Raw genomic sequence first — 24,094 nt, 5'->3', positions numbered from 1 at the left:
CCACCGAAAGAGGGAAGGCGCCCGGTCGGCACCTTCCCTGATTATGACATGGTCAAAATGACCCTCAGCGGCGCACGTGCAGCGGCACCTCGGAGTAGCCCCCGGCAGGATAGAGGGCACGCACCGCGGGGCGACCCGGCAGCGGGGCGATATCGACCGTGGCGTCGAGCAGCGCATCCATGAAGTCCTCGAGCTCCATGCGCGCCAGCGGCGCTCCGGGACAGACATGGATTCCCGCCCCGTAGAGCAGGTTGTCTGCAGGATCGCGATCCAGGCGGACCTCGTCGGGAGCCTCGAATACCGTCTCGTCGCGATTGGCCGAGCCCCACAGGATCGTCAGGCGTTCGCCGGCCTCGAGGCGGCGGCCGCCGATCTCCACCGCGCGGGTGGCGATGCGGCGATTGGACATCAACGGCGCGTCGAGGCGCAGGATCTCGTCGATGGCCGTCGAGAGCTGGTGGCGATCGGCACGCAGCCGCCCCTGCAGCTCGGGGTCGGCGGCCAGGTAGCGCATCAGGATACCGATGCTAGCCGAGATGGTGCCGAGCTCTCCCACCGTCCAGTTGCGCAGGATGCTGACGATCTCCTCATCGGTCAGCGCACGGCCCTCGACGGTCTCGTTCATGATGCGAGTGGTGACATCATCCGGGGCATCATCGCCGGCCGCGCGACGACTGGCCAGCTGCTCGCGGATCACGCCGTCGAACTCCAGCGCCAGCCCCCCCAACGCCTCGCGATCCTGGGCCAGGGTAGCGGCCTGCTGACGCTTCACCCAGGCCCGCAGTGGCTCGTGAAGCGTGGTCGGCCAGCCCATGAAGGCACACTGGATCTCCAGGGCGAAGTCCTGTCCCATCTCGGCCATCGCCTCCACCTCACCGTCGGCGGGAAGCCGGGCCACCACCTCCTCGGCGATGGCACGGCACTGCGGGGCAAACTCGGCCATGGCCTCGGGCCCGAAATAGGGCTCGATGATGCGCCGGAAGTGCGTGTGTTCGGGCGGATCCATGGCATTGGGCACCGAGAGATGACGGCTGGCCGCATTGCTGAAGGTCTCGTGATCCTCGAGAACGCGCCTCACGTCTGCATGGCGAAACAAGGACCACTGCAGGTAGTCGCTGAAGGCCACCGGGCAGCGGCCGCGCATCTTGTCATAGGCGGCAATCTGGTCGTTGAGGACATCCTCGGCGCGGGGATCCCAGTCCTGCTGACGTGTATCGCTCATGTCATCTCCTCGAATCGGGTGAGAAACGCAGCAAGGAGACCAGAAGACGGCCCGAGGCGCATTGATTCAGGTCAGCCGGCCCTTCGCCACTCAGGGCAGCTCGGGCCATCCGGGAAGGTGGAACTCCTCATGCAGGTGACGCAGTTCCGGCTGATGCAGCTCGGCAATTCGCCGGGCCAGTTCGGCGCCACGGTCCAGCAGGTGCACCTCGATACGCCGGCGGTCGCCACGACTCGCGCGGCGCTCCACCAGGCCCAACTGCTCGCAACGGTCGACCAGCGCCACCGTACCGTGGTGCTTGGCCTGGAGCCGTTCCGCCAGCTCCCCGATGGACGCCCACTCCCGCCTCTCGAACCCCAGCAGATGAAGCAGCAGCTGGTATTGCAGCGGCGTCAGGCCGTGCTCGCGGCAGATATCGTCGCTCTGGCGCAGAAAGCAGCGCAGCTGGTAGCGAAAGTGAGAAAGACGCTGAAAGTCCTGCTTGGTCAGGGCGTCATCGCACATGAAGAGTACCCGGCATATACATCGACACTATCTCCGCCGCTTGACAGTAGAGGGGTGGCTGCCTAAACGTTAAACAACAATATCATAGAATGATACTTTTCCACCGACGAGGATGCCGCAATGAACCCACTGACCGTGATTCGACTGCCCTTTACCCGCCAGGCGGGCTGGAAGACGCTACGGGGCCGCAAGCCATCGATTCCCACCCTGGCCTGGTGCCTGGTGCTGCCCATGTCACTGCTGCCGCCGGTGCTGCTCTACTACGCAGGTACCCACTATGGCGATGACTTCGTCATGGGCTTCGCCGACAGGGAGTGGCGCTTTATCACCACCATCCTGTTCCTGGCCGAGCTGCTGACCTTCTTCGTGATGGGCTGGCTGATCCATGCCGTCGTCAATGGCACCCGTGAACTCTCGATCGACTATCACGACGCCTACCTGCTGGCGGCACTTGCACCACTGCCGCTGTGGTCATCGGCGATCGTGCTGCTGATTCCCAGCCTGCTGCTCAATGCCCTGGCGGTGCTGGTGGCTCTGGGCATCTCCTGCAGCCTCGTCTATCACGGGCTTCAGGCACTGTGCGAACGCCGCGATAACGACATCAACACCATGTCGGCCACCTACACCATCATGGCCGCCGGTGTGCTGGCCTGGGGCCTGCTGATGGCCATCGTCTGGGCCTACTGAGCCAGGAGCGTTTGAGCCAGAGCCTTGCTGCGGCGCAATATCGCAGGGTGGTATCGCGGGGGATAAAGATGTATTTTACACGCACCTTAAAACATCCCCCACGACGGAGCCCCCTCGATGCTGACCCAGGAGCAGGAACACCTGATCGCCGCCACCGCCCCGGTGGTCGCCGAACACCTCGACGCCATCACCCAACGCTTCTACCCGCTGCTGTTCCAGCGCTACCCACAAGTGAAGCCGCTGTTCAACCAGGCTCATCAGGCCGATGGCGGCCAGCCACGGGCCCTGGCCGCCGCCGTGCTCGCCTATGTGCAGCTGCGCCATGATCGTGAAAAGGTACGCGAGACCCTGGCCACCGTCGTCGGCAAGCACGTCTCCCTGGATATCCGACCCGAGCACTACCCCCTGGTCGGCGAATGCCTGATGGCCGCCATCGGCGAGGTGCTGGGCGACGCCGTGACGCCGGAGGTCGCGGCCGCCTGGCAGGGCGTCTACGAGGAGCTGGCCGGCCTGCTTATCGAACTGGAGGAGTACCGCTATCGCGAATTCGAGCAGTGCCCCGGCGGCTGGCGCGGGCCTCGTGAGTTCCGCATCGCCGACGTTCGCCAGGAGAGTGCGGTGATCCGCTCCTTCGTACTCGAGCCGGTGGACGGTGGCCCCGTCGCCGACCATGTGCCAGGCCAGTACATCGGCGTACGCCTGACCCTCGACGGTGAACCGGTCTATCGACACTACAGCCTGTCGGCCCTGCCCAACGGCCAGAGCTACCGTATCTCGGTCAAGCGCGAGCCAAAGGGCCGAGCCAGCCGCCATCTGCATGATGCCATGGGGGTGGGTGATACCCTGGCGCTGCTGCCACCGGCCGGCGACCTGACCCTGGCCGAGGGTGACGAGCCTCTTCTTCTGGCCAGCGGTGGGGTCGGCCAGACGCCGCTGCTGCCCATGGCGCACCATGCCCTGCGCCAGGGACGACGCGTGGTCTATCTGCATGCCGCCCTGGATGCCGAGCACCACGCCTTCCGTGACGAGGTCGCAGCCCTGGCCGCGGAGCACCCCGAGCGGCTACACGTCATCAGCATCCACGAGTCGGGCAGTGCCGCCGACCATAGCGGGCGAATCGATCGCGACCTGCTGGCAAGCTACCTGCCGAAAGGCGGCCGCTGCTACTTCGTCGGCCCCCAAGGCTTCATGACCGCCGTGGACAGGGCGCTGGCCGAGCTGGGAGTGCCCGATGAGCGCCGCCATTACGAGCATTTCGGCCCCTCGCAGCCCCTCGGCGCCGCCTGAAGCCGCTCACACCTGTATACACATAACAGCGACGCCCCGTTCTGGCCGGGGCGTCGTCGCAGGCACGCTGTTCAAGCACTGAGTTGTAGCAGACCAGCCATCAACTGCCACGGGTCATCAGCATCGCCTTGATATGACCGATGGCGCGCATCGGATTGAGTCCCTTGGGACACACCCAGGTGCAGTTGGCGATCTGCCGGCAGCGAAACACGCTGAAGGGGTCGTCGAGTTCGGCCAGGCGCTCCTCGGTGGCGGTATCACGGCTGTCGATCAGGAAGCGATAGGCCTGAATCAGCCCAGCCGGGCCGATATACTTGTCCGGGTTCCACCACCAGGAGGGACAGGCCGAGCTGCAGCAGGCACACAGGATGCATTCATAGAGGCCATCGAGCTTCTCGCGCTCTTCGGGGCTCTGCAGGCGCTCCCGAGCGGTCGGCGGCGTATCGTTGATCAGCCAGGGCCGGATCTTCTCGAACTGGCGGAAGAACAGTGTCTGGTCGACGACCAGGTCACGAATCACCGGCATTCCGGGGAGCGGACGCAGGATCAGGGTATCCCCCCTGCCCAGCACCTCCTCCACCGACGTGATGCAGGCCAGGCCATTCTTGCCGTTGATGTTCATGCCATCGGAGCCGCACACCCCCTCCCGACAGGAGCGCCGATAGGTCAGAGTGGCGTCCTGCTGCTTCAGCTCCTCGAGCACGTCGAGCACCATGGCCTTGCGGAAGCGCTCATCCACCTCGCGAGTCTCCATTCTCGGCAGCGCATCCTGCTCCGGATGATAGCGATAGAGACGCACACTAAGCATGGTCACTCTCCCCTGGCGGGACGTATCTACTCCCGCCAGTAATCGTTGGCCGCGGCAACGGTCTGGAAGTGGGTGGCGATGACGTGGGAGACCGCGATCAGGCTATCCGCATCCTCGGCATACTCGGGTCGCTCGGCCTTGCGCACCTCGGCATCCGGCTGGGTAGTTGCCACGCCCTTCTGGGAGAGGGTTACCGCCAGGGCAAAGCCCTGCTGAGGCGTCTCGGTGATCAGGCTCGGCAGCCAGGTGTCGCCGCCTGACATCGTCTCGTGACTGTCCGCGGCGGCAGTGCCGCCCATCACCAGTAGTGTCGCCAGCAACAGGCCAGCGGCGGAACGGATTCCTGAGCGTCGTGCGTGAGGGAAAATAAGCATGCTGGTCTCCTGTTTGACCACTGGGCTGGCGCGATTACCAGGCAAAGGTGCCATGCAAATACACCTTTAAAGCTAGTCGAGGATGCGCGACCGTCAAGGCAATTGCGCGGGCGGGTCACTCTGTTTCGCTTACCTCCCGACTCACCCCCTGACTCGCCCCTCCGCGGGTCCAGCCCCAGTCATCGAGCAGCACATAGAGTGCCGGGATCACCAGCAGCACCAGCAGGGTCGCGCTGAGCAGGCCGAACACCACGGCGATCACCAGCGGCTTGATGGCATCGGCCTGAGTGCTGGTCTCGGCCAGCAGGGGCGCCAGGCCGGCGATGGTGGTCGTGGAGGAGATCAGGATGGCGCGCAGCCGATCGCGGCTGGCCTGGCCGGCGGCCGCCACCGCGTCCAGGCCGCGCTCACGGTGCGTCTTGATGAAGTGGATCAGCAGGATGGCATTGTTGACCACGATTCCGGCCAGCGAGGCGGCACCGATGAGCGAGGGCATGGAGAGGTAGTAGCCCATCAGCACATGCCCCCAGAGGGCCCCGATAAAGGCCAGTGGAATGGAGAGCATGACGATCAGCGGCTCCATATAGCTGCGAAACTGAAAGGAGAGGATCACGAAGATTCCCACCAGGCCGATCAGCAGGCCACGCGCGATGGAGCCGCCGGTCTCCGCGGAGCTGGCCACCTGCCCCTCGAAGGTGACGGCTACCTCGGGGTGGCGCGCCTCGAAGTCGGCCAGCCAGCCACTATCCACCAGGTCATCGACGATCGCCTGGGCGCTGGCCCGGCGGGCATCGACATTGGCCTCCACGGTGACCGTGCGACGACCATCGATACGGGTGATGCGTGCCCACTCGCGACGCTCGGCCACGTCGGTCACCACCGAGAGGGGCACCCGGCTACCGCCGGGCAGCAGCAGGGCCTGGTCGGCCAGGTCATCGAGGCCATCGCGGTCGGCCTCGGCCTGGCGCACCAGCACCTCTATCTCCTGCTCGCCGATACGCTGGGTATCGGCAATCTCGCCGAGCAGGGCCGCCCGCAGCTGGCCGGCCACCTCCTCGGCGGTCAACCCGAGCCCGTGAGCCCCGGGCGCCATGGAGTAGGCGCGCTGGGGCTTGCCCAGGCGCTGATCATGCATGACGTTGTAGACCGCCGAGTAGCCCTCGAGATGCGCGGCCAGCTCCAGCGCCGCCGCCTTCATGGCATCGAGATCCTCGCCGGTCAGGCGCACCTCTATCGGCACTCCGGCGGGGCCGAAGCCCGGCTCCTGGATGATCAGGCGCTCCACCCCCGCGACCTCGCCGATCGCCTTGCGCCACTCCGCTGTCAGGGTGTCCAGCGTCACCGAGCGTGTCTCGGCGGTCAGCAGATCGACGCTGACCGTCGCCACATGGGGCCCTGCCTCACGCGCGCTGAGGTTATGGTTGAAGCGCACCTGCATCGCCTCGACCAGCGCCGCGCCTTCCGGCTGCTCGGGCGAGTAGCGGGCATCGAGCTCCTTCATGGCCGCTGCCACTCGCTCGGCCACCGCCTCGGTGCGCTCGAGCGGCGTGCCCTGGGGCATCAGGATACGCGCCTCCAGCACGTCGCCGTCGATATCGGGCATCGCCTCGCTGCCAAGATGACCACCGGCCATGAAGCCGACCGACCCCAGAATCACGGCAAACATCGCGCCGAGCACCCCATGGCGGAAACGGATCGCCCGGTCGGCCAGCCTTCCCACCCCCTCGCGAAAGCGCTCGAAGCCGCGATCGAAGGCGCGGCGAAAGCGGGAATCATGGCCCTGCTGCAGGTGCTTCACGCTCCCCTTGAGGTGATGAGGCAGAATCCAGAACGCCTCGACCAGGCTCGCCGCCAGGGCGGCGATCAACACCACCGGCAGAACCTCGAGCACCGCGCCCATCTCGCCGGCCAGGAAGGAGAGCGGGACGAAGACCGAGGCGGTGGTCAGAAACGACGACAGCACCCCGGGCAGCACCTGACGGGTCCCGGATACCACCGCTGCCAGCGGCGAGGCACTCTCCCCCGCGTGGGCGGCGATGCTGTCGGTGATGACGATGGCGTCGTCCATGACGATGCCGATGGCCATCAGCAGCCCCACCAGGGTGATCATGTTCAGGGTGAGCCCGCTGAGTCCCATCACCAGGAAGGCGCCCATAAAGGCGGCGGGCAACCCCAGCACCGCCCACAGCGCCAGGCGTGGCCGAAAGAACAGGCTCATCACCAGCACCACCAGCGCAAGCCCCATCAGGCCGTTGGCCACCAGCATCTGCAGGCGATCGCGGACGATGCCGGTCATGTCCTGGGTCAGGGTCAGCGTTACGCCACCCTCGAAGCGGCGACGCTCCGCTTCGATCAGCGCCTCAAGCTGCTCCTTTACCGTCAGGGCGTCATCGCGCAGGCTCTTGCTTACCTCCAGCACCAGCGACGGCTCGCCGTTGAAGACAATCTTCTCCTCATCGCGCTCACCGGTTTCGGTAAGGGTGGCGATATCGCCCAGCGTCAGCTCACCGCCGGCCGGGTCGGAGACCACCACCAGGCGCGCAAGCTCACGCAGCGAGCGGCGCTGGTCGGTAAAGCGCAGCAGGATATCGCGCTCTGGGGTCACCAGGGTGCCCAGCGGCAGATCCAGGCTCTGGGCGGAGACCCGACGCGCCAGGTCGCGGGCCGAGAGTCCGTGCTGACCCAGCACCTCGCCGGGCACCTCCACCTGCCACTGGCGCTGAGACGTGCCGTGAATCGCCACATTGGCCACACCGGGCAGGACCATGATGCGCTCCTCCAGGCGCAGGGCGTACTCCTCGAGCTGCGAGGTAGGCATATCGGAAGAGACCGCGACTGCCGCCACCAGGTCGCTGCGGTGCAGCTCGCGCACCACCGGCGGGTCTGCCCGGGCCGGAAACTCGCTGATGGCAGCGACCTCGGTGTCGATCTCGCTGAGAAAACGCAGGGAATCGCCGCCGGCCTGCATGGTGGCGGTGGCACTGGCCAGGTTGTCCTGGGCCACGCAGACGAATTCGTCGAGGTACTCCACCCCCTTGACCGCCTCATGCAGGCGCCGGCACACGGCATCCTCAACGTCGGCCGCGCTGGCTCCGCGGTAGACCACCTCGACGCTCACCTCCACCGGGCGATAATCGGGGAATGTCTCGCGCTTGAGCGTTGGGGCCGTAAAGAGCCCGGCGGCGAGCAGCAGCACCAGCAGCAGATTGGCGGCGGTGGGGTGAGCGGCAAACCAGCGGATCATGGCTGCGCCTCCTCCTGCTCTTCGCCCAGCGCCTGGCCGGCAATCCGCGCCTCCAGGTCCCGGTCACGCTGCCCGGCGACGGCCATCCCGGCGATCGTCGTGGAGAGGTCATCGACCACCACCATCTCGCCGGGGGCCAGGCCGGTCGAGATCACCGCCAGGTCCCCCTGCTCGAAGGCCACGCTCACCGCCCGCCGCTCGAGGCGTTGATCGGCATCCACCAGCCACACCTCGCCCTGATGCACCGCGCCGGCCGGTATCGCCAGCCGAGGTTCGGGGCTCGACGCGGTAAGCCGCGTACGTACGTACATATCACGCTGCAGTGGTGGGCGATCCGGCGGCCGGGCATCTCGGTAGGGGTGATCGACCCGCACCACGGCACGCACCGTTCGAGTGGCCGGGTCCAGCCCACTGGCCACTCGCACCAGCTCGCCCGACCAGCCAATACCCTCGGCACCGACCAGCAACAGCTCGGCATCGACCGCCGAGAAATCCAGCCGTTCGCCCAGATCCAACCCCTGGCCGAAGGGCTCATCGGGCAGCACCGCGCCCAGCAGGCGACGCATCATGCCGATGGGAATATGCGCCTCCACCTCGGCGGCGGCCAGGCTCTCGGCCTGGAACAGTCGCTGCCCGCTACCCACGAACTGGTACCGCTCCACCTCGACATCGCTCAGGCGCAGATCATAAGGCGCCTCGAAGCGGGTATCCGACAGGTCCTTTCGAGCCTGGGCCAGGCGCACCTCGGCCCGCTCACGCTGGGCCTGGAGCACCTCGCGCCGCGCAGGCATCAGTGCCAGCGTGTTCTCCAGTGAGGCCACCGCCCGACGCTGCCCCACGGTGCTGCGTCGCTGCTCGTCACGCCGCGAGGTGGAAACCGAGCCGCTGGCTGCGAGGCGCTCGATGCGCGAAAGCTCCTGCTCGGCCAGGGCAAGCGCCTGCTGCTCCAGCGCCAGCAGGCGGCCGGTGTTCTTCTCCTCGGCCTCGATCTGCAACAGCTCACCGTCCAGGCGTGAAAGCTCCGCCTCCGCCTCGGCGATGGCCAGCTCATAGCGACTGGGATCCAGCGCCACCAGCAGCGTGCCCTCGGGCAGCAGGGTACCGCTCGCAAGCCCAGAGTGCCGCTCCACCACGCGCCCCGCCACGTTGGCAACCGCCTGCCAGGTCTCGGCGGGGCGCGCCACGCCGTGGCCACGTGCCTCCAGGCGAAACTCCAGGGGCCGGACCTCGATGAACCTGACCGGGGTGGCGGATACCGCCGTTTCCTGGCGCTCGGGAGCCTGGCGATTGGCCACGAAGAACATCAGCAGCGCCACTCCCACGGCGACGCCGATCAGCACCGTCAACCCCCTTCCCAATCGCCGTACCCAGGACCTCATGCACCACCTCCCGCCTCGACGCGAATGCCGTGTCGATAGAGATCGAAGGCCGCCGGTGCTCGATCGACGATACCGGCCACGTCATCGGCGATCAGCGACTGCAACACCAGCCCCTGGACACAGCCGATAAACTGGCCAGCCGCGGCGTCCAGATCGAGCCCGGGGCGCAGCTGACCCTGCCGCCTGGCCTGCTCGAGCAGGTGCAGCAGGCGAGAGCGATAGCGCTCCATCAGGCCACGCACCAGGCGGCTGGCAGCGGTAGGCCGCGGGTACTGCAACTGGCCCATCAGCAGTCGCGGAACCCCGGGGTGCTCACCGATAAAGGCCACATGAGCCAGAAACATCGCCTCGAGGGCCGCCAGGGGGTCCTCGATGCCCTCGGCGGCGGCAGCGACCCGTGCCATGACCCGCTCGGCGATCCAGGCCACGGCGGCCTCCCAGATCGCCTCCTTGTTGGGAAAGTGTCGAAACAGCGCCCCCTGGGTCACGCCCATGTGCCGAGCGATGCACCCGGTCGTCAGGGTGGCGGGCTCCTCATGGCCGCATAGCTCGATCACCGCTTCCACGGTGCGCTCCCGTCGCTCGTCGGCGGGGAGGTGCTGACGTTGAGGCATGCTGGACCTCCAAAGATAGTAATTGATTACTAACTTAGGCGATCGCCAGTCGCTCTGCCAGGCCTCGTTGTCACACCTCTGACCACGGTCAATTTATGCGGGAAAGTCACTGAATCCCATGGATCCTGTCTTTCAAAACAAACCTAACTTATTGAAAGCAAATGGATAGCATGGGAAAACAGGGCTAGATTCAGGAAAGACTCGTCGGAGAATCAGGATGCCAAAGACTCGCTCGTCCCACCTCGGGCCCGCCACCCGGGCCATCCATGGCCAACGGCAGTGTGATGCCTTCGGCAGCCCGCATATGCCGATCTACGACACCACCACCTTCGCCTATCCGGACACCGCCGCGCTGCTGGAGGTGACCGAAGGCCGCCGCCGCGGCCCTCTCTACTCCCGCTATGGCCTCAACCCCACTCTCTTTGCCCTGGAGGAGACACTGGCCGCGCTGGAGGGAGCCGAGGCGGCATGGGCCTTCTCATCCGGCATGGCCGCCATCAGCACCCTGTTCCTGAGTCATGGTCGGCGCGGCATCGTCTGCCTGGGCGATGTGTATGGCGGCACCCTGGGCCTGCTCGAGCAGCAGCTTCCCGAACTGGGCATCGAGACGCACTTCATGCCGGAAGGGCATGACCCCGATACGCTGGAACGCCTGCTGGCGTCGGGTACGGGGCTGGTCTACCTGGAAACACCGACCAACCCGACGCTGCAGCTGATCGATATCGCGGCGGTGGCCGAGCAGGCCCACCGCCACGGCGCCCTGGTGGCGGTGGATGCCACCTTCGCTACCCCCATCAACCAGCAGTCGTTGGCGCTGGGCGCCGATATCGTGGTGCACAGCGCCACCAAGTACCTGGGCGGGCACAGCGACCTGACCGCCGGTGCCGTCATGGGGCCGGTCAGACTGCTCGAGCCGATGTGGCGATGGCGTCAGAACCTGGGCAGCGCCCTTTCCCCCCAGATAGCCTCGCTGCTGTCGAGAAGCCTGCGTACCCTGCCGCTGCGCATGCAGCGCCATGAGGCTTCCGCCCAGGCCATCGCCGAGGCACTGCTGGATCATCCCGCCATCGACCGGGTGCTCTATCCCGGCCTGCCCTCACACCCCGGGCATTCGCTGGCAAGGCGACAGATGCGTGGCTTCGGCGGCATGGTCAGCCTGAAGATAGCAGGCGGGCGCGATGCGGCCACCGCCGTGGCCGACCGGCTGACACTCTTTGCCCTGGCCCCCAGCCTAGGGGGTGCCGAGAGCCTGGTGACCCAGCCCTGCACCACCTCCCATGCGGATCTCTCGACCGAGGAGCGCACACGACGCGGCATCAGCGACGGCATGCTGCGCCTCTCTGTCGGCCTGGAGGATGTCGAGGACCTGCTTGCCGACCTGCACCAGGCGCTGGACCCGGAGCCGGGGAGCTGATGCCGACCCTGCTCAGGCACAGTGCCATGCTGCTCGATCGCGCCGCGGCCGGGCTCTTTCCGGGATACTTCGCAGTCACGATGGCGACAGGCGCCACCTCCATCGCCTGTCACCTGCTGGAGATGAGACTCCTCTCCCTGGCACTGCTGGCCGCCAATCTGCTCGCCTACACGGCACTCTGGGGGCTGACGTTAATTCGCCTGGTGCGCTACCCCAGACGCCTGGCAGACGACATGATCGACCACGCCCGCGGCCCCGGCTTCTTCACCATCGTCGCCGGCACCTGCATTCTCGGCACCCAGTTTCATCTGGTAGCGGGAGAGGACCGTATCGCCGCCGAGTTCTGGTGGGTAGGCCTGACACTGTGGGGCCTGATCATGTACCTGTTCTTTATCGCCGTGACGACCCGCGAGGAGAAGCCCAACCTCGCCAGCGGCATCAACGGTGCCTGGCTGCTGGCGGCCGTCAGCACCCACTCGGTGTCGATCCTTACCGCGCTGCTGCCGTGGAGTGGACCCTCCGACCTTCGCCTGTTCTTCGCCCTCTGCATGTTCCTGATCGGCTGCATGCTCTATCTGGCGATCATCACGCTGATCTTCTATCGCCTGACCTTCCTGGAAGTGACGGTAAAGAGCCTGACGCCTCCCTACTGGATCAATATGGGTGCGGTCGCCATCGCCACCCTGGCCGGCTCGACGCTGATCCTGCGCGCCGGCGAGGGTGGGGTCATCGCCGACTTCAAGCCGTTCCTGCTCGGTTTTACCGTGTTCTTCTGGGCCACCGCCAGCTGGTGGTTTCCCCTGCTGGTAGGGCTGATGCTGTGGCGCCACCTGATCCGTCGCCACCGCCTCGTCTACGAACCCCAGCTGTGGAGCATGGTCTTCCCGCTGGCCATGTACACCACCGGTACGCTGCGCCTATCAGCGGCCCTGGAGGCACCGTTTCTGATGCCAATCCCCGAACTGATGATCTGGCTGGTCCTGCTGGCCTGGAGTGGCACCAGTGCGGCCATGTTTCATCACTTCTGGCACCTGGCACGGGCCTGAGACCTACTTGATGCCCAGCCGCCTGGCGAGCTTGTGCAGGTTGCTGGGATCCAGTTCCAGGCGACGCGCCGCCGCCGCCCAGCGACCCTCGCAGGCATCCAGGGCCTCACGAATCGCTCGACGCTGGATCATCTCCACCTGTTCGCGCAGGCTCGGTGCGGCGATCGACGCCGGGCTACCCGATCCTTGCGGCACGCTATCGCCCCTCCCCTCGGGGATAGGCAGGTCGAGCCAGGCCGGCCCCAGGGTAATGATCTCGTCGCGTCGTGCCCCGTGGCTCAAGGCCTTGATCGCCGCGCGGCTGATCACATGCTCCAGTTCACGCACATTACCCGGCCAGGCATAGGCCAGCAGCATATCGCCACCTGCGACGAGATTCCCGAATACCGACTTTTGGCCGGGCTCTGCCACTATCTAAACCCGCAGAGGGCAGCGCCGGCTTCCAGCGGCTCTACCGCCAGATCGCCGACCACCACACCGGCCTGCGCCTGGGGCACGGCGAGCAGGCCGACTTCTGCCCGCTCTGCGACGCCAGACCCGACTACGCCTCCTTATGATCCGAGTCAAAAGGCCGCGCGGGATAGTCGACTAGCATGGTCGGAATTCCCACCACAGGAGGCTCACCATGGAGCTCGTCTGCCCCGCCGGCAACCTGCCCGCCCTCAAGCGCGCCGTGGATGAAGGGGCCGATGCCGTCTATTTCGGCTTTCAGAACACCACCAACGCCCGCCAATTCGCCGGCCTCAACTTCACCGACAAGCGTGCCAGGGAGGGCATCGACTATGCCCACGCCCGCGGCAAGCGGGTCTTCTGCGCCATCAATACCTATCCGCAGCCGGACGGCTGGGCGATGTGGACCCGCGCCGTGGATCAGGCCGCGGATCTCGGCGTCGACGCCCTGATCATGGCCGACATGGGGCTGCTCGACTATGCCGCCCGCCGCCACCCGGATCTCGCCCGCCACCTCTCGGTGCAGGGCTCGGCCACCAGCCATGAGGCGCTGAGCTTCTACCACGACCAGTTCGGCATCAAGCGCGCCGTGCTGCCCCGTGTGCTCTCCATGACCCAGGTACGCGACCTGGCGAAGCAGAGCCCGGTGGAGCTCGAGGTATTCGCCTTCGGCAGCCTGTGCATCATGGCCGAGGGGCGCTGCTATCTCTCCTCCTACCTGACCGGCGAGTCCCCCAACACCCGCGGCGTCTGCTCCCCGGCGGCCCATGTGCGCTGGGAGGAGACCCCGGAGGGCCTCGAGTCGCGCCTGAACGGAGTGCTGATCGACCGCTACGGCGAGGGCGAGAACGCCGGCTACCCCACCCTGTGCAAGGGGCGCTTCGAGGTAGGGGGCGAGACCTATCACGCCATCGAGGAACCCACCAGCCTCAACACCCTGGAGCTGCTGCCGGAGCTTGCGGAGCTCGGTATCGCCGCGGTGAAGATCGAGGGGCGCCAGCGCAGCCCGGCCTATGTCTCGAAGGTGGCCGGCATCTGGCGTCAGGCCCTGGACCGCCTGGCACGAGCCCCGGGACGCTTCCACACCGAGCCCGCCTGGATGACCGGTCTGGGCGAGGTCTCGGAAGGCAGCACGACCACTCTGGGCGCCTACGAGCGCCGCTGGAAATAGGAGAGCCCCATGCCCGCAACCCCCATGCTTCAGCTGTCGCTCGGCCCGGTGCTCTTCTACTGGACCCGCGAACACTATGCCGACTTCTATCGCGAGGCCGCCGACTGGCCGGTGGAGATCGTTCATCTCGGTGAGTCGGTCTGCTCGCGGCGCCGTGACATGAAGCTCGACGACTGGCTAGGCATAGGCCTTGAACTCGCCCAGAGCGGCAAGCAGGTGGTGCTCTCGAGCCAGACCCTGATCGAGTCCGAGGCCGACCTGCGCGATCTGCGCAAGCTGTGCGACAACGGCGAATTCCTGGTCGAGGCCAACGACCAGAGTGCCCTGCAACGCCTGTCGGCGGCGAACCGGCCCTTCGTGGCCGGCGCCGCCCTCAACCTCTACAACCCCGCGACCCTGTCGGTACTCTCCCGCGCCGGCATGCGGCGCTGGCAGGCCCCGGTGGAGATGTCCCGGGACGACCTGGCCCGGCTGCTCGACGACTGCCGCCAGCAGGGCCTCGACGCCCCCTGTGAGGTGTTCGCCTATGGCCATCTGCCGCTGGCCTGGTCGTCGCGCTGCTTCACGGCGCGGCGCTACCAGAAGCCCAAGGACCGCTGCCAGTTCGTCTGCCAGAAACACCCCGAGGGGTTGGCACTGCGCACTCAAGAGGCGTCCCATCAGGTGTTTACCCTCAACGGCATCCAGACCCTCTCCGGAGCCTGTCAGGACCTGCGCCACGAGGTATCGGGCATGGCCGAGATGGGTATCGGCGTGGCACGCCTGAGCCCACGCCCGAAGGGCATGGCAGAGGTGGTCATGGCCTTCGATGCGGCGCGCCGGGGTGAACTGCCTGCTCCCGACCCGCTCAGCCTGGTCGACGCCGAGATCTGCGACGGCTACTGGCACGCCCGCCCCGGTATGGATCACAGCCGGGCCGCCGGTCTCGGGTAGGCACCATGCGGATCCCCCTGGCGCCCGCCCCGCAGGCCCCTGTTCGGCTACCCATCGCGGGTTTCGAGGCGCGCGATGACCACGCCTTCCCGGGGCGCCGGGCGGCGGTGGTCTACCTGCAGGGGTGTCCCCTGCAGTGTGGCTACTGCGAGACGGCGAGCAGCATGGGGCCAGCACGGCGAGCCGCCGCGGGGGAGTGGGAGGCCATCGAGGGGCTGCTGGCCGCCCGGGGCGGCGACCTCGATGCCGTGGTATTCAGCGGTGGCGAACCCACCCTGCACCCGGACCTGCCCGCCGCCGCCGAAGCCTGCCGGGCACTGGGGCTGGCGGTGGGGCTGCACACCGCCGGCGCTTACCCCGAGCGCCTGGAACGGCTGCTGCCGCATCTCGACTGGGTGGCCCTGGATACCAAGGGGCGTGGCGCCGACTTCGACCGCATCGCTGGTCGCGCGGGTATCTGGCGCCGACACGCGCTCAGCCTGTCGCTGCTGCTGGAAGACTCGGTACCCTTCGAGTGCCGCACCACGCTGCACTGGCGCGACTTCAGCCTCGACGCCCTCGAGCAGCTGGCCATGACCCTGGCCGACTGCGGGGTGCGTCGCTACGCCATCCAGCTCGCCCGCCTGGAGCGCTGCCTGGATCCGGCCTATCGTAGTGCGGTGGAGGGTGCCCCGCCCCGCGAGGCGCTGGAAAGTCTGGCACGCCGGCTGAAGCGCCACTTCGATCATCTCGAGCTACGCGGCTGAGCCCCCAGACGCCACCGCCCCGGGTCACAAGAGTGACCCGGGGCGGTGGGTTGGCGGCTCTGGCTTGTCAAAGCCTGACGCTTACCCGCACTTGGACCAGCCGCAGCCGGAATAGCAGGTGGGGCAGCCATCCATCATGACCAGCTCGCCATTGCACTCGGGGCAGTGGCCGACCACGGTGGGGCCGTCGCCCTTGGCCTTGCCGGACTCCTGGCTCTTGCCGGCCTCCTGGGTCTTGCGTTCGGCCTGCTCGATCTCCTCAGCGGTAGGCGGCACCCAGAGGTGGCCGCTGGCCTGACGCTGAGCGTAGCGCGTCACCAGCTCCTCCACCGGAACCTGATTGCCGTCCTGATCGAGGAAACCACGCCGATAGAGGATCTGCTGGATCGACCAGGCGATGGCCGCGACCTCGGAGTCATGGAACATCGGCTTGCCCCAGCGGTTCATGCCGCAGCGCACCAGGCCCTTGTCCCAGGCCACCTTGCGCAGGTCGGCCACCGCCTGGGTGACATAACCGCCACGGGCCGCCAGCGACAGGCTACGCATGGTAGCGGTGATCCACTGGTGCTCGCTGGAGAGCTGGCCGGAGGGGAAGAAGAACTCCACCGGACGCTCGATCACCACACGCTTGCCGTTGAGCACGCCCTCGACGGGCATGAACGACACCAGCAGGTAGACCTTCTTGCGGCCTTCGGCGCCGACATAGGAGATCTTCTCCGACACGGCCTCCAGGGTCCCCTCGGGACGCGAGGGAATGCGGACCGTGAGCGGGTTCTCCTCGGCCAGCGGCGGCTCTTCCACCGCCTTCTTGACGCTGTAGGAAACGATCTTGGAATTGATCTCGACGGCCATCAGGGGCTCCTCCGATAAATTGTCAGTTGGCACGCGGCAGCTGAAAGGCTCGGCTTACCACTTGCCATAGGTGCCTTCCTTCAACGCGTCATAGAGGTTGGCCGCATTGTGCTCCTCACCGTCATAGATGACCTTCTCGTCACCCGCCAGCTCGACGCTCTCGCCGTTCTCCAGCTCGAACACGTAGGTGGTGTTCTTGAGGTCGTCCTCGCGCACCAGCACCCCCTGGAAGGCTTCCGGGTTGAAGCGGAAGGTGGTACAGCCCTTCAGCTTGCTGGCGTAGGCGTCGAGGTAGAGATCCTTGAACTCCTCGAAGGGGAACTCGGTGGGCACGTTCACCGTCTTGGAGATCGCCGAGTCGACCCACGTCTGGGCGGCGGCCTGCACCGCGACATGCTGCTTCGGCGAGACGGCATCGGCGGTGATGAAGTACTCCGGCAGGTCACTCTCCACGGCATCGGCGGCAATGAAGTGACGATAGGCCGCCAGCTCGAAGGAAACAACCTCGACCTGCTCCTTGGTCTTCTTGCCCGCCTGGATGACGTTACGGAAGTAGCGGTGCGAGAACGACGGCTCGATGCCGTTGGAGGCATTGTTGCCCAGCGACAGCGAGATGGTGCCGGTCGGTGCGATGGAGCTGTGGTGGGTGAAACGCGCACCGTGCTCGGCCAGCTGGCCGACCAGCTCCGGCTCCACTTCGGCGACCTTCTGCATGTAGCGGCTGTAGCGCGCATGCAGGATGCGACCGGGGACCTTGTCGCCGACCTCGTAGCCGTCCTTCTTGAGCTCGGGGCGCTCACGCAGCATCTTCGGCGTGATCTCGTAATCCTCGGCGAGCGCGGGTGCCATGCCCTTCTCGCGGGAGAGCTCGAGCGCCTGCTTCCAGCCCTCGATGGCCAGGTTGCGGCTCACCTCTTCGGTGAACGCGAGCGACTCCGGTGACCCATAGGGGATCTTGAGCATGGTCAGGGTGGAGCCCAGGCCCAGAAAGCCCATGCCGTGACGACGCTTGGCTTCGATCTCGCGGCGCTGCCCCTCGAGCGGCAGCCCACTGATCTCCACCACGTTGTCCAGCATGCGGGTAAAGATCGCCACCACCTCACGGTAGCGCGCCCAGTCGAAGCGCGGCTTCTTGCCGAAGGGGTCGATGACGAAGCGGGTCAGATTGACCGAGCCCAGCAGGCAGGCACCCTCCGGCGGCAGCGGCTGCTCACCGCAGGGGTTGGTGGCGCGGATCTCCTCGCAGAACCAGTTGTTGTTCATGCGATTGACCTGGTCGATCAGGATGAAGCCCGGCTCGGCGTAGTCGTAGGTGGAGCTCATGATGGTGTCCCACAGCTCGCGGGCCTTGATCACCTCGACGATACGGCAGGCCACACGACCCTCGGCATCGACGGTATAGCCCTCTTCCACCACCGGCCAGTCCCGGTAGATCAGCTCGCTCTCGTCGACGTCATCCTTCTCGCCGGCATGCAGCGGGAAGGCCAGCGGCCAGTCGCTGTCGTTCTTCACCGCCTCCATGAACTCATCGGTGATCAGCAGGCTGAGGTTGAACTGACGCAGGCGGCCCGCCTCGCGCTTGGCCTCGATGAACTGGCGCACATCGGGATGGCCGACATCGAAGGTGCCCATCTGGGCGCCGCGGCGACCGCCGGCGGAGGCCACCGTGAAGCACATCTTGTCGTAGATATCCATGAACGCCAGGGGACCGTTGGTGCCCGCCCCGGCGCCGAACACGAAGGCACCCTTGTGACGCAGGGTGGAGAAGTCATAGCCGATACCGCAGCCCGCCTTGAGGGTCATGCCGGCATCCACCACCGAGCCGAGGATATCGTGCATGGAGTCGCGGATGGTGCGCGATACCGTGCAGTTGATCAGGCTTACCGCCGGCTTGTAGGCCTCGGCACCGGCGTTGGACATGATGCGGCCGGCAGGAATGGCGCCATTCTCCAGCGCCCAGCGAAACTTCGGCAGCCAGGCATCGGCCTGCTTGCCTTCCACCGCGGCGAGTGCCCGGGCCACGCGGTCCCAGGTGGCGGCCACGTCCTGGTCCACGGGCTCGCCGTGACGGTCCTTGAGGCGATACTTGGAGTCCCAGATATCACGGGACGGCCCCTGCAGGGGCACCTCGTTGGATGACTTCACTGCCTTGGTGGAAGTGCTCATTCGGATGGCTCCGGAAGAAATACGTTAATCGAAAAATGTCAGCTCGTGCGTCTTGCCAGTCGTTCCAGGCGGACCAGCAATTCGCCGAAGGGCCCCTGGGCCAAGCCCTCCTCGCGTCCGTCGAGCAGGTTCTTGACCATCAGGCCCAGTTCGGTGTCGCCCTCGATCAGCAGCCGGCGCTGGAAGAACAGCGCGTCGGGATCCTCTCGCCGGGTCGCCAGGCAGAGGAATTCTCGCCAGCCACCGCGAATGGTGGCCTCGCCGGGCTCATGACACACCAGCAGACGCTCGTTCTCCTGGGTGAGCGTCAACGACATGCCGATGTCCTCGATGGCCAGGGTGATACGGCGCCCCTCCAGGGCGTCGAACTCCCCCTCGGCCAGAGGCTCGGCGAAGGTGCGATTGAGCAACGGCTCCACCAGACGGCGCTTGATGCCGACCGGCACGCGCGGATCGATGGCGCGAATCAGTTGGGCGGGTGCGGGAGGATGCGGCAGGGCATGTAACGGTAAAGGCAACAACGGCAGGGACATGACAGCTCTCCTGAAGGATAACCATGCGGCCAGGAGCCTGTCGGACTTGACGCCGATCTACTTCGAAATCCGAATCTCTCGTTGTGATCGCTCAAATCCGACAGGCCCCCAGGCCACCGAACCGTTCATCCTAGGCCGCTGCTCCCGGGGCTGCACTGACATGCATCATGTCGGTGGCAGGCCTCATCCTCACCCGCGGCCCGACTACCATATATAGTCCATATCCGGTCAGCAAGCCCCATATCTGGTGAAACCTGGGGTGCATCATGACCTATTTTCATTTGACAGCCTGGCCCCGCGAAGTAGCGTCAGCTTCACCCGACTCGACGATAGATAAGATCCCAGACCCCGTGGCCCAGTTTCTCGCCGCGGGCCTCGAACTTGGTCAGCGGTCGAAACGCCGGACGTGGCACATAGGGTGAGGTCTCGGCGTCGGCGGTATTGGCGAAGCCATCGGCGGCATCCATCACTTCGGCCATCCACTCGGCATAGGCTTCCCAGTCGGTGGCGAGGTGGAAGGTACCACCGGCCTTCAGCCGCGTACGCACCAGCTCGACAAAGGCGGGCTGAACGATGCGCCGCTTGTGGTGCTTCTTCTTGGGCCAGGGATCCGGGAAGAACAGCTGCACGGTATCCAGGCTCGCCTCGGGAAGGCACTGCTCCAGCACCGCCAGGGCATCCTCACGGTAGACACGCAGGTTGGTGAGGCCACGCTTGTCGACCTCGTCGAGCAGCTTGCCGACACCCGGCGCATGCACCTCGATCCCGATGAAATCGGTAGCGGGGTGAGTCTCGGCCTGCTCCACCAGCGAGGCCCCCATGCCGAAGCCGATCTCCACCACGCGAGGGGCTTCACGGCCAAACAGGGCATCGAGGTCCTGGCGACCGTCGGCCAGGGTCAGGCCGAGTCGCGGCCATACTTCCTCGAGCCCGCGGGTCTGGGCCTGGGTCATGCGCCCGGCGCGCAGGACATAGCTCTTGATGCCGCGGCGATGCAGCGGGGCATCCGCTCCCTCCGGGCCGGTCGTCTTGTCATCATGGTGGGGGTCGGTCATGGCGCGGGGCTGCTCTCTGAACGGAATCTTCTGGGCTTGGATAGATCGGGGGCGCGTATTGTAGCGGCTAAGGCCGCCGCAGGGTACGGTAGGTAGTCAAAGTCGGCGAACTCGCGAGGCTGATCCGGCGACAGGTCCCGGGGCGCCGGACCGTCGAGGGGGCGCTATGAATACCTCCCTGTACGCTACCTCGGCCATCCCTGGTCCTCGGACCCCCTCTTCTACCTGTCCCCGGCGCCTCTCGACGACCAACACAACCGAACCGATCAGGCAAGGCTAAGGAGCATCAGAATGCAGGACAGGAGATGGTGGCTGGCCGCGGCGCTCTCCGGCGCCCTGGTGGTGATCGCCGGCGCCTTCGCCGCCCACGCCCTGGAGGGGCAGCTGACCCCACGACTGGCGGCGGCCTTCGAGACCGGGGTGCGCTACCAGGCGTGGCACACCCTGGCACTGCTGGCGGTGCTTGCCTGGCGCAGCAGCGTTCGCCTGCCCGGTCAACGGCTGGCCATGGGGCTATGGGCGGCCGGCATCGCGCTCTTCTCCGGCTCGCTCTACGCCATGGCACTCAGCGGTGTGACACGACTGGGGGTAATCACGCCGATCGGGGGCACCCTGATGATCGGTGGTTGGCTGGCATTGGCGGCCGCGATTCTGCGCGCACCGCCCCGTGGCTGAGGCCCATCAGTCACGATCCGGCAGGGCATAGGTGGCGGTGACCAGGGCCACCGGCTCCTCCTGGCCGGCGGAGAAGAGCTGAACCTCGCCCACCGCCAGGCGACGACCCAGCTTGAGGAGGCGAGCGGTGGCGATGATATCGCGATCGCCCCGTGGGCGGCGCAGGAAGCGACAATGCAGATCGCTGGTCACCGCCATGGGCTCGGGGCCGATCTCGGCGAGGATCGCCACATAGAGGCAGACGTCGGCCAGGCCCATCAGGGTAGGGCCGGAGACGCTGGCACCGGGACGCAGATGCTCGTCATCGATGGCCAGGCTCATGGTGGCCTTCATATGATCGACGGCCTCGATGGTGCCGATTCGCTGGGGAAAAACCTCGTCGAGGAAGTCTTCGATGGCGGCAGCTGTCATCACGGGCATGGTGGGGCCTCCCTGCGGTAGCGAGTGACGATGGTGAGTGCATCAGGCACCACCTTAGCCGACTGGCCGCGACGCCGACAGTGCCACCCCCTACACTCATCAACGAAAGCGCCCCCGCGGCATGATGACCGCGGGGGCGCTCGATCGAAACCTCGACCGAAGACGCCAAGGTCCCGATTGCTTACTTCGCCTTGTGCACGGCGCGCCAGTGGTGCAGCAGCGGCTCGGTGTAGCCGGAGGGCTGTACGCGGCCCTTGAAGACCAGATCGCTGGCGGCCTGGAAGGCGCTGGAGCCCTCGAAGTCCGCGCTCATCGGCGTGTAGTCCGGGTCACCGGCATTCTGCTCGTCGACCACCTTGGCCATGCGCTTTAGGGTCTCCTCAACGCGGGCGGCGTCGACCACACCATGGTGCAGCCAGTTGGCGATGTGCTGGCTGGAGATGCGCAGCGTGGCACGGTCCTCCATCAAGCCCACATCGTGGATGTCCGGCACCTTGGAGCAGCCCACACCGTGCTCGACCCAGCGCACCACGTAACCGAGGATGCCCTGGCAGTTGTTGTCGAGCTCCTGCTGCAGCTCCTCATCGCTCCAGTCGGTGTTTTCGGCGACCGGCACGGTGAGCAGATCATCGAGACAGTCGGCCTCGCCCTGCGCTTCCATCTCGCGCTGAATCGCGCTGACGTCCACCTGGTGGTAGTGCAGGGCGTGCAGTGCCGCAGCGGTGGGCGACGGTACCCAGGCGGTGTTGGCACCCGCCTTGGGGTGACCGATCTTCTGTTCGAGCATGGCGGCCATCAGGTCAGGCATCGCCCACATGCCCTTGCCGATCTGGGCACGGCCACGCAGGCCACAGGCCAGACCCACCTGAACGTTGTTCTTCTCGTAGGCCTGGATCCAGGCGGCGCCCTTCATGTCACCCTTGCGGATCATCGGGCCCGCTTCCATGGCGGTGTGCATCTCGTCGCCGGTGCGGTCGAGGAAGCCGGTATTGATGAACACGACACGGGAGGACGCCTCGGCAATACAGGCCTTGAGGTTGACCGATGTGCGGCGCTCCTCGTCCATGATGCCCATCTTGAGGGTATCGCGCTCCATGCCCAGCAGGTCCTCGATACGGCCGAACAGCTCGTTGGAGAACGCCACTTCCCTGGGGCCATGCATCTTGGGCTTGACGATATAGACCGAGCCCTCACGCGAGTTGCGCAGGTCGCCCTCGCCCTTCTTGAGATCGTGCAGGGCCGCCAGGCTGGTGACGATGCCATCGAGGATGCCTTCAGGCAGCTCGTTGCCTTCGGCGTCGAGTACCGCGGGGGTCGTCATCAGATGGCCGACGTTGCGCACGAACATCAGCGAGCGACCCGGCAGGGTGATGCTGTCACCGTCGGTGTTCTGCCAGGTGCGGTCGGCATTGAGGCGACGGGTAAAGGTCTTGCCGCCCTTCTCCATCTCCTGCTGCAGATCGCCCTTCATCAGGCCCAGCCAGCTGGAGTAGACGCTGACCTTGTCCTCGGCATCCACGGCCGCCACGGAGTCTTCACAGTCCATGATCGCGGTCAGGGCAGCCTCGACCATCACGTCCTTGACGCCGGCCGGGTCGGTCTTGCCGATCGGATGGGTCGGGTCGATCTGGATCTCCAGATGCAGGCCGTGATTGCTCAGCAGGATCGCCTCGGGGCTCTCCGCCGGGCCATTGAAGCCCACCAGCTTGCCGGCGTCCTTGAGCCCGGTCTCGCGGCCTCCCTCCAGGGTGACCACCAGATGGCCATCACGCAGGGCATACTTGGTGGCATCGCGATGGGAGCCGGTCGCCAGCGGCGCGGCACGGTCGAGCACACCTCGGGCGTAGGCGATGACCTTCTCGCCACGCTTGGGATTGAAGCTGCTTCCCTTCTCGGCACCATCCTCCTCGGAGATGGCGTCGGTACCATAGAGGGCGTCATAGAGACTCCCCCAGCGGGCGTTGGCAGCGTTCAGCGCATAGCGTGCATTGTCGACCGGCACCACCAGTTGCGGACCTGCCTGGACGGCGACTTCGCGGTCGACGTTGGCAGTACTCACCTCAACCTGAGCCGGAGACGGCACCAGGTAGCCGATCTCCTCGAGGAAGGCGCGATAGGCGGCCATATCACGGACCGGACCGGGGTTCTCACGATGCCAGGCGTCCAGCTTCTCCTGAAGACGGTCACGCTCGGCGAGCAGTTCACGGTTCTTCGGGGTCAGATCATGAAAGAGGGCATCGACGCCGGCCCAGAATGCCTCGGCATCGACGCCGGTGCCCGGAAGCGCCTGCTCGTTGATAAAGCGGTCCAGTTCGGCGGCCACCTGGAGACGGTGGCGTGTGACACGCTGGGTCATGGTGAATCTCCTCACACGGGGCAGACGGCGGGTGCCCACCGCGCTGCCATCAACAGGGTTGGGTGACTGCGTAGCTATCAGTTTGTGGAAAATACTTCCACATGTAAAGCGAAGAGAGCCTCCTCCCCGGCGAGACTCGACCAAAAGATAATGCCGCA

22 protein-coding genes are annotated in these 24,094 nt (G+C 66.2%); 8 read left to right on the top strand and 14 right to left on the bottom strand.

Annotated elements, in window-relative coordinates:
• Positions 1-64 precede the first annotated feature (64 nt).
• Both Q0894_RS09835 and Q0894_RS09830 read right to left on the bottom strand, forming a co-directional pair.
• Entirely contained in the window at positions 65-1,222 is a 1,158-nt protein-coding gene (locus tag Q0894_RS09835; RefSeq protein ID WP_299234495.1) for a cytochrome P450, read from the bottom strand.
• Between the two features lie 90 nt (positions 1,223-1,312).
• Entirely contained in the window at positions 1,313-1,726 is a 414-nt protein-coding gene (locus Q0894_RS09830) for a MarR family winged helix-turn-helix transcriptional regulator (protein ID WP_299234492.1), read from the bottom strand.
• Between the two features lie 120 nt (positions 1,727-1,846).
• On the opposite strand from Q0894_RS09830, the gene Q0894_RS09825 reads away from it, so the two are divergent.
• Both Q0894_RS09825 and hmpA read left to right on the top strand, forming a co-directional pair.
• Complete coding sequence (locus Q0894_RS09825) at positions 1,847-2,413, top strand: YIP1 family protein (RefSeq protein ID WP_299234489.1); 567 nt, start codon at positions 1,847-1,849, stop codon at positions 2,411-2,413.
• Positions 2,414-2,530: 117 nt separating this feature from the next.
• Positions 2,531-3,700, top strand: coding sequence for an NO-inducible flavohemoprotein (gene hmpA / locus Q0894_RS09820; RefSeq protein WP_299234486.1), 1,170 nt, complete (start codon positions 2,531-2,533; stop codon positions 3,698-3,700).
• A 100-nt stretch (positions 3,701-3,800) separates the two neighbouring features.
• On the opposite strand, the gene Q0894_RS09815 is transcribed toward hmpA, so the two are convergent.
• From Q0894_RS09815 to Q0894_RS09795, 5 genes are all read right to left on the bottom strand, one after another.
• Positions 3,801-4,508 (bottom strand): succinate dehydrogenase iron-sulfur subunit, encoded by a 708-nt coding sequence (locus Q0894_RS09815; RefSeq protein WP_299234483.1) that lies wholly within the window; start codon positions 4,506-4,508, stop codon positions 3,801-3,803.
• A gap of 26 nt (positions 4,509-4,534) precedes the next feature.
• Complete coding sequence (locus Q0894_RS09810; RefSeq protein WP_299234480.1) at positions 4,535-4,882, bottom strand: hexameric tyrosine-coordinated heme protein; 348 nt, start codon at positions 4,880-4,882, stop codon at positions 4,535-4,537.
• A 115-nt stretch (positions 4,883-4,997) separates the two neighbouring features.
• Positions 4,998-8,126: an efflux RND transporter permease subunit gene (locus Q0894_RS09805; RefSeq protein ID WP_299234477.1), complete on the bottom strand. Its 3,129-nt coding sequence runs from the start codon at positions 8,124-8,126 to the stop codon at positions 4,998-5,000.
• A complete protein-coding gene (locus Q0894_RS09800; protein ID WP_299234474.1) occupies positions 8,123-9,505 on the bottom strand; it encodes an efflux transporter periplasmic adaptor subunit in 1,383 nt (460 codons plus the stop codon). Before Q0894_RS09800 ends, Q0894_RS09805 begins: the two co-directional genes overlap by 4 nt.
• The gene (locus Q0894_RS09795; protein WP_299234471.1) at positions 9,502-10,119 is read right to left on the bottom strand and encodes a TetR/AcrR family transcriptional regulator; all 618 of its coding nucleotides are present in this window, start codon (positions 10,117-10,119) and stop codon (positions 9,502-9,504) included. The genes Q0894_RS09800 and Q0894_RS09795 overlap by 4 nt, the downstream gene beginning before the upstream one ends.
• A 217-nt stretch (positions 10,120-10,336) precedes the next feature.
• Here Q0894_RS09795 and Q0894_RS09790 point away from each other — a divergent pair, with 217 nt between their 5' ends.
• Positions 10,337-11,533: a PLP-dependent aspartate aminotransferase family protein gene (locus Q0894_RS09790; RefSeq protein ID WP_299234468.1), complete on the top strand. Its 1,197-nt coding sequence runs from the start codon at positions 10,337-10,339 to the stop codon at positions 11,531-11,533.
• Positions 11,533-12,579, top strand: a complete 1,047-nt coding sequence (locus Q0894_RS09785) for a tellurite resistance/C4-dicarboxylate transporter family protein (RefSeq protein WP_299234465.1) — start codon at positions 11,533-11,535, stop codon at positions 12,577-12,579. The genes Q0894_RS09790 and Q0894_RS09785 overlap by 1 nt, the downstream gene beginning before the upstream one ends.
• A gap of 3 nt (positions 12,580-12,582) precedes the next feature.
• Here Q0894_RS09785 and Q0894_RS09780 read toward each other — a convergent pair whose 3' ends face one another.
• Positions 12,583-12,936, bottom strand: a complete 354-nt coding sequence (locus tag Q0894_RS09780; protein ID WP_299234462.1) for a helix-turn-helix domain-containing protein — start codon at positions 12,934-12,936, stop codon at positions 12,583-12,585.
• 268 nt (positions 12,937-13,204) lie between these two features.
• On the opposite strand from Q0894_RS09780, the gene Q0894_RS09775 reads away from it, so the two are divergent.
• From Q0894_RS09775 to Q0894_RS09765, 3 genes are read left to right on the top strand one after another with little or no spacing between them, the layout of a single operon-like run.
• Positions 13,205-14,200 carry a peptidase U32 family protein gene (locus Q0894_RS09775; protein WP_299234459.1) on the top strand — a complete coding sequence of 332 codons (996 nt, stop codon included), beginning with the start codon at positions 13,205-13,207 and terminating at the stop codon, positions 14,198-14,200.
• Between the two features lie 9 nt (positions 14,201-14,209).
• Positions 14,210-15,133, top strand: a complete 924-nt coding sequence (locus Q0894_RS09770; protein WP_299234456.1) for a U32 family peptidase — start codon at positions 14,210-14,212, stop codon at positions 15,131-15,133.
• A gap of 5 nt (positions 15,134-15,138) precedes the next feature.
• A complete protein-coding gene (locus tag Q0894_RS09765) occupies positions 15,139-15,879 on the top strand; it encodes an anaerobic ribonucleoside-triphosphate reductase activating protein (protein WP_299234453.1) in 741 nt (246 codons plus the stop codon).
• Between the two features lie 81 nt (positions 15,880-15,960).
• Here the strand turns inward: Q0894_RS09765 and Q0894_RS09760 are convergent, their stop codons facing one another.
• From Q0894_RS09760 to trmB, 4 genes are all read right to left on the bottom strand, one after another.
• A complete protein-coding gene (locus Q0894_RS09760; RefSeq protein WP_299234450.1) occupies positions 15,961-16,731 on the bottom strand; it encodes a ribonucleoside-diphosphate reductase in 771 nt (256 codons plus the stop codon).
• A 54-nt stretch (positions 16,732-16,785) separates the two neighbouring features.
• Positions 16,786-18,897: an adenosylcobalamin-dependent ribonucleoside-diphosphate reductase gene (locus Q0894_RS09755; RefSeq protein ID WP_299234447.1), complete on the bottom strand. Its 2,112-nt coding sequence runs from the start codon at positions 18,895-18,897 to the stop codon at positions 16,786-16,788.
• A 38-nt stretch (positions 18,898-18,935) separates the two neighbouring features.
• Complete coding sequence (locus Q0894_RS09750; protein ID WP_132041768.1) at positions 18,936-19,430, bottom strand: SCP2 sterol-binding domain-containing protein; 495 nt, start codon at positions 19,428-19,430, stop codon at positions 18,936-18,938.
• A 314-nt stretch (positions 19,431-19,744) separates the two neighbouring features.
• A complete protein-coding gene (gene trmB, locus Q0894_RS09745) occupies positions 19,745-20,485 on the bottom strand; it encodes a tRNA (guanosine(46)-N7)-methyltransferase TrmB (protein WP_299234441.1) in 741 nt (246 codons plus the stop codon).
• 291 nt (positions 20,486-20,776) lie between these two features.
• On the opposite strand from trmB, the gene Q0894_RS09740 reads away from it, so the two are divergent.
• Positions 20,777-21,160: a DUF423 domain-containing protein gene (locus Q0894_RS09740; RefSeq protein ID WP_299234438.1), complete on the top strand. Its 384-nt coding sequence runs from the start codon at positions 20,777-20,779 to the stop codon at positions 21,158-21,160.
• A gap of 6 nt (positions 21,161-21,166) precedes the next feature.
• Here Q0894_RS09740 and Q0894_RS09735 read toward each other — a convergent pair whose 3' ends face one another.
• Positions 21,167-21,580 carry a PaaI family thioesterase gene (locus Q0894_RS09735; protein WP_132041771.1) on the bottom strand — a complete coding sequence of 138 codons (414 nt, stop codon included), beginning with the start codon at positions 21,578-21,580 and terminating at the stop codon, positions 21,167-21,169.
• 181 nt (positions 21,581-21,761) lie between these two features.
• The gene (locus tag Q0894_RS09730; RefSeq protein WP_299234434.1) at positions 21,762-23,936 is read right to left on the bottom strand and encodes a malate synthase G; all 2,175 of its coding nucleotides are present in this window, start codon (positions 23,934-23,936) and stop codon (positions 21,762-21,764) included.
• Positions 23,937-24,094: the final 158 nt, after the last annotated feature.

It is taken from the genome of uncultured Halomonas sp., from assembly GCF_947501415.1.
Lineage (GTDB): Bacteria > Pseudomonadota > Gammaproteobacteria > Pseudomonadales > Halomonadaceae > Halomonas.
This window is presented reverse-complemented; position numbering and strand designations above follow the sequence as displayed.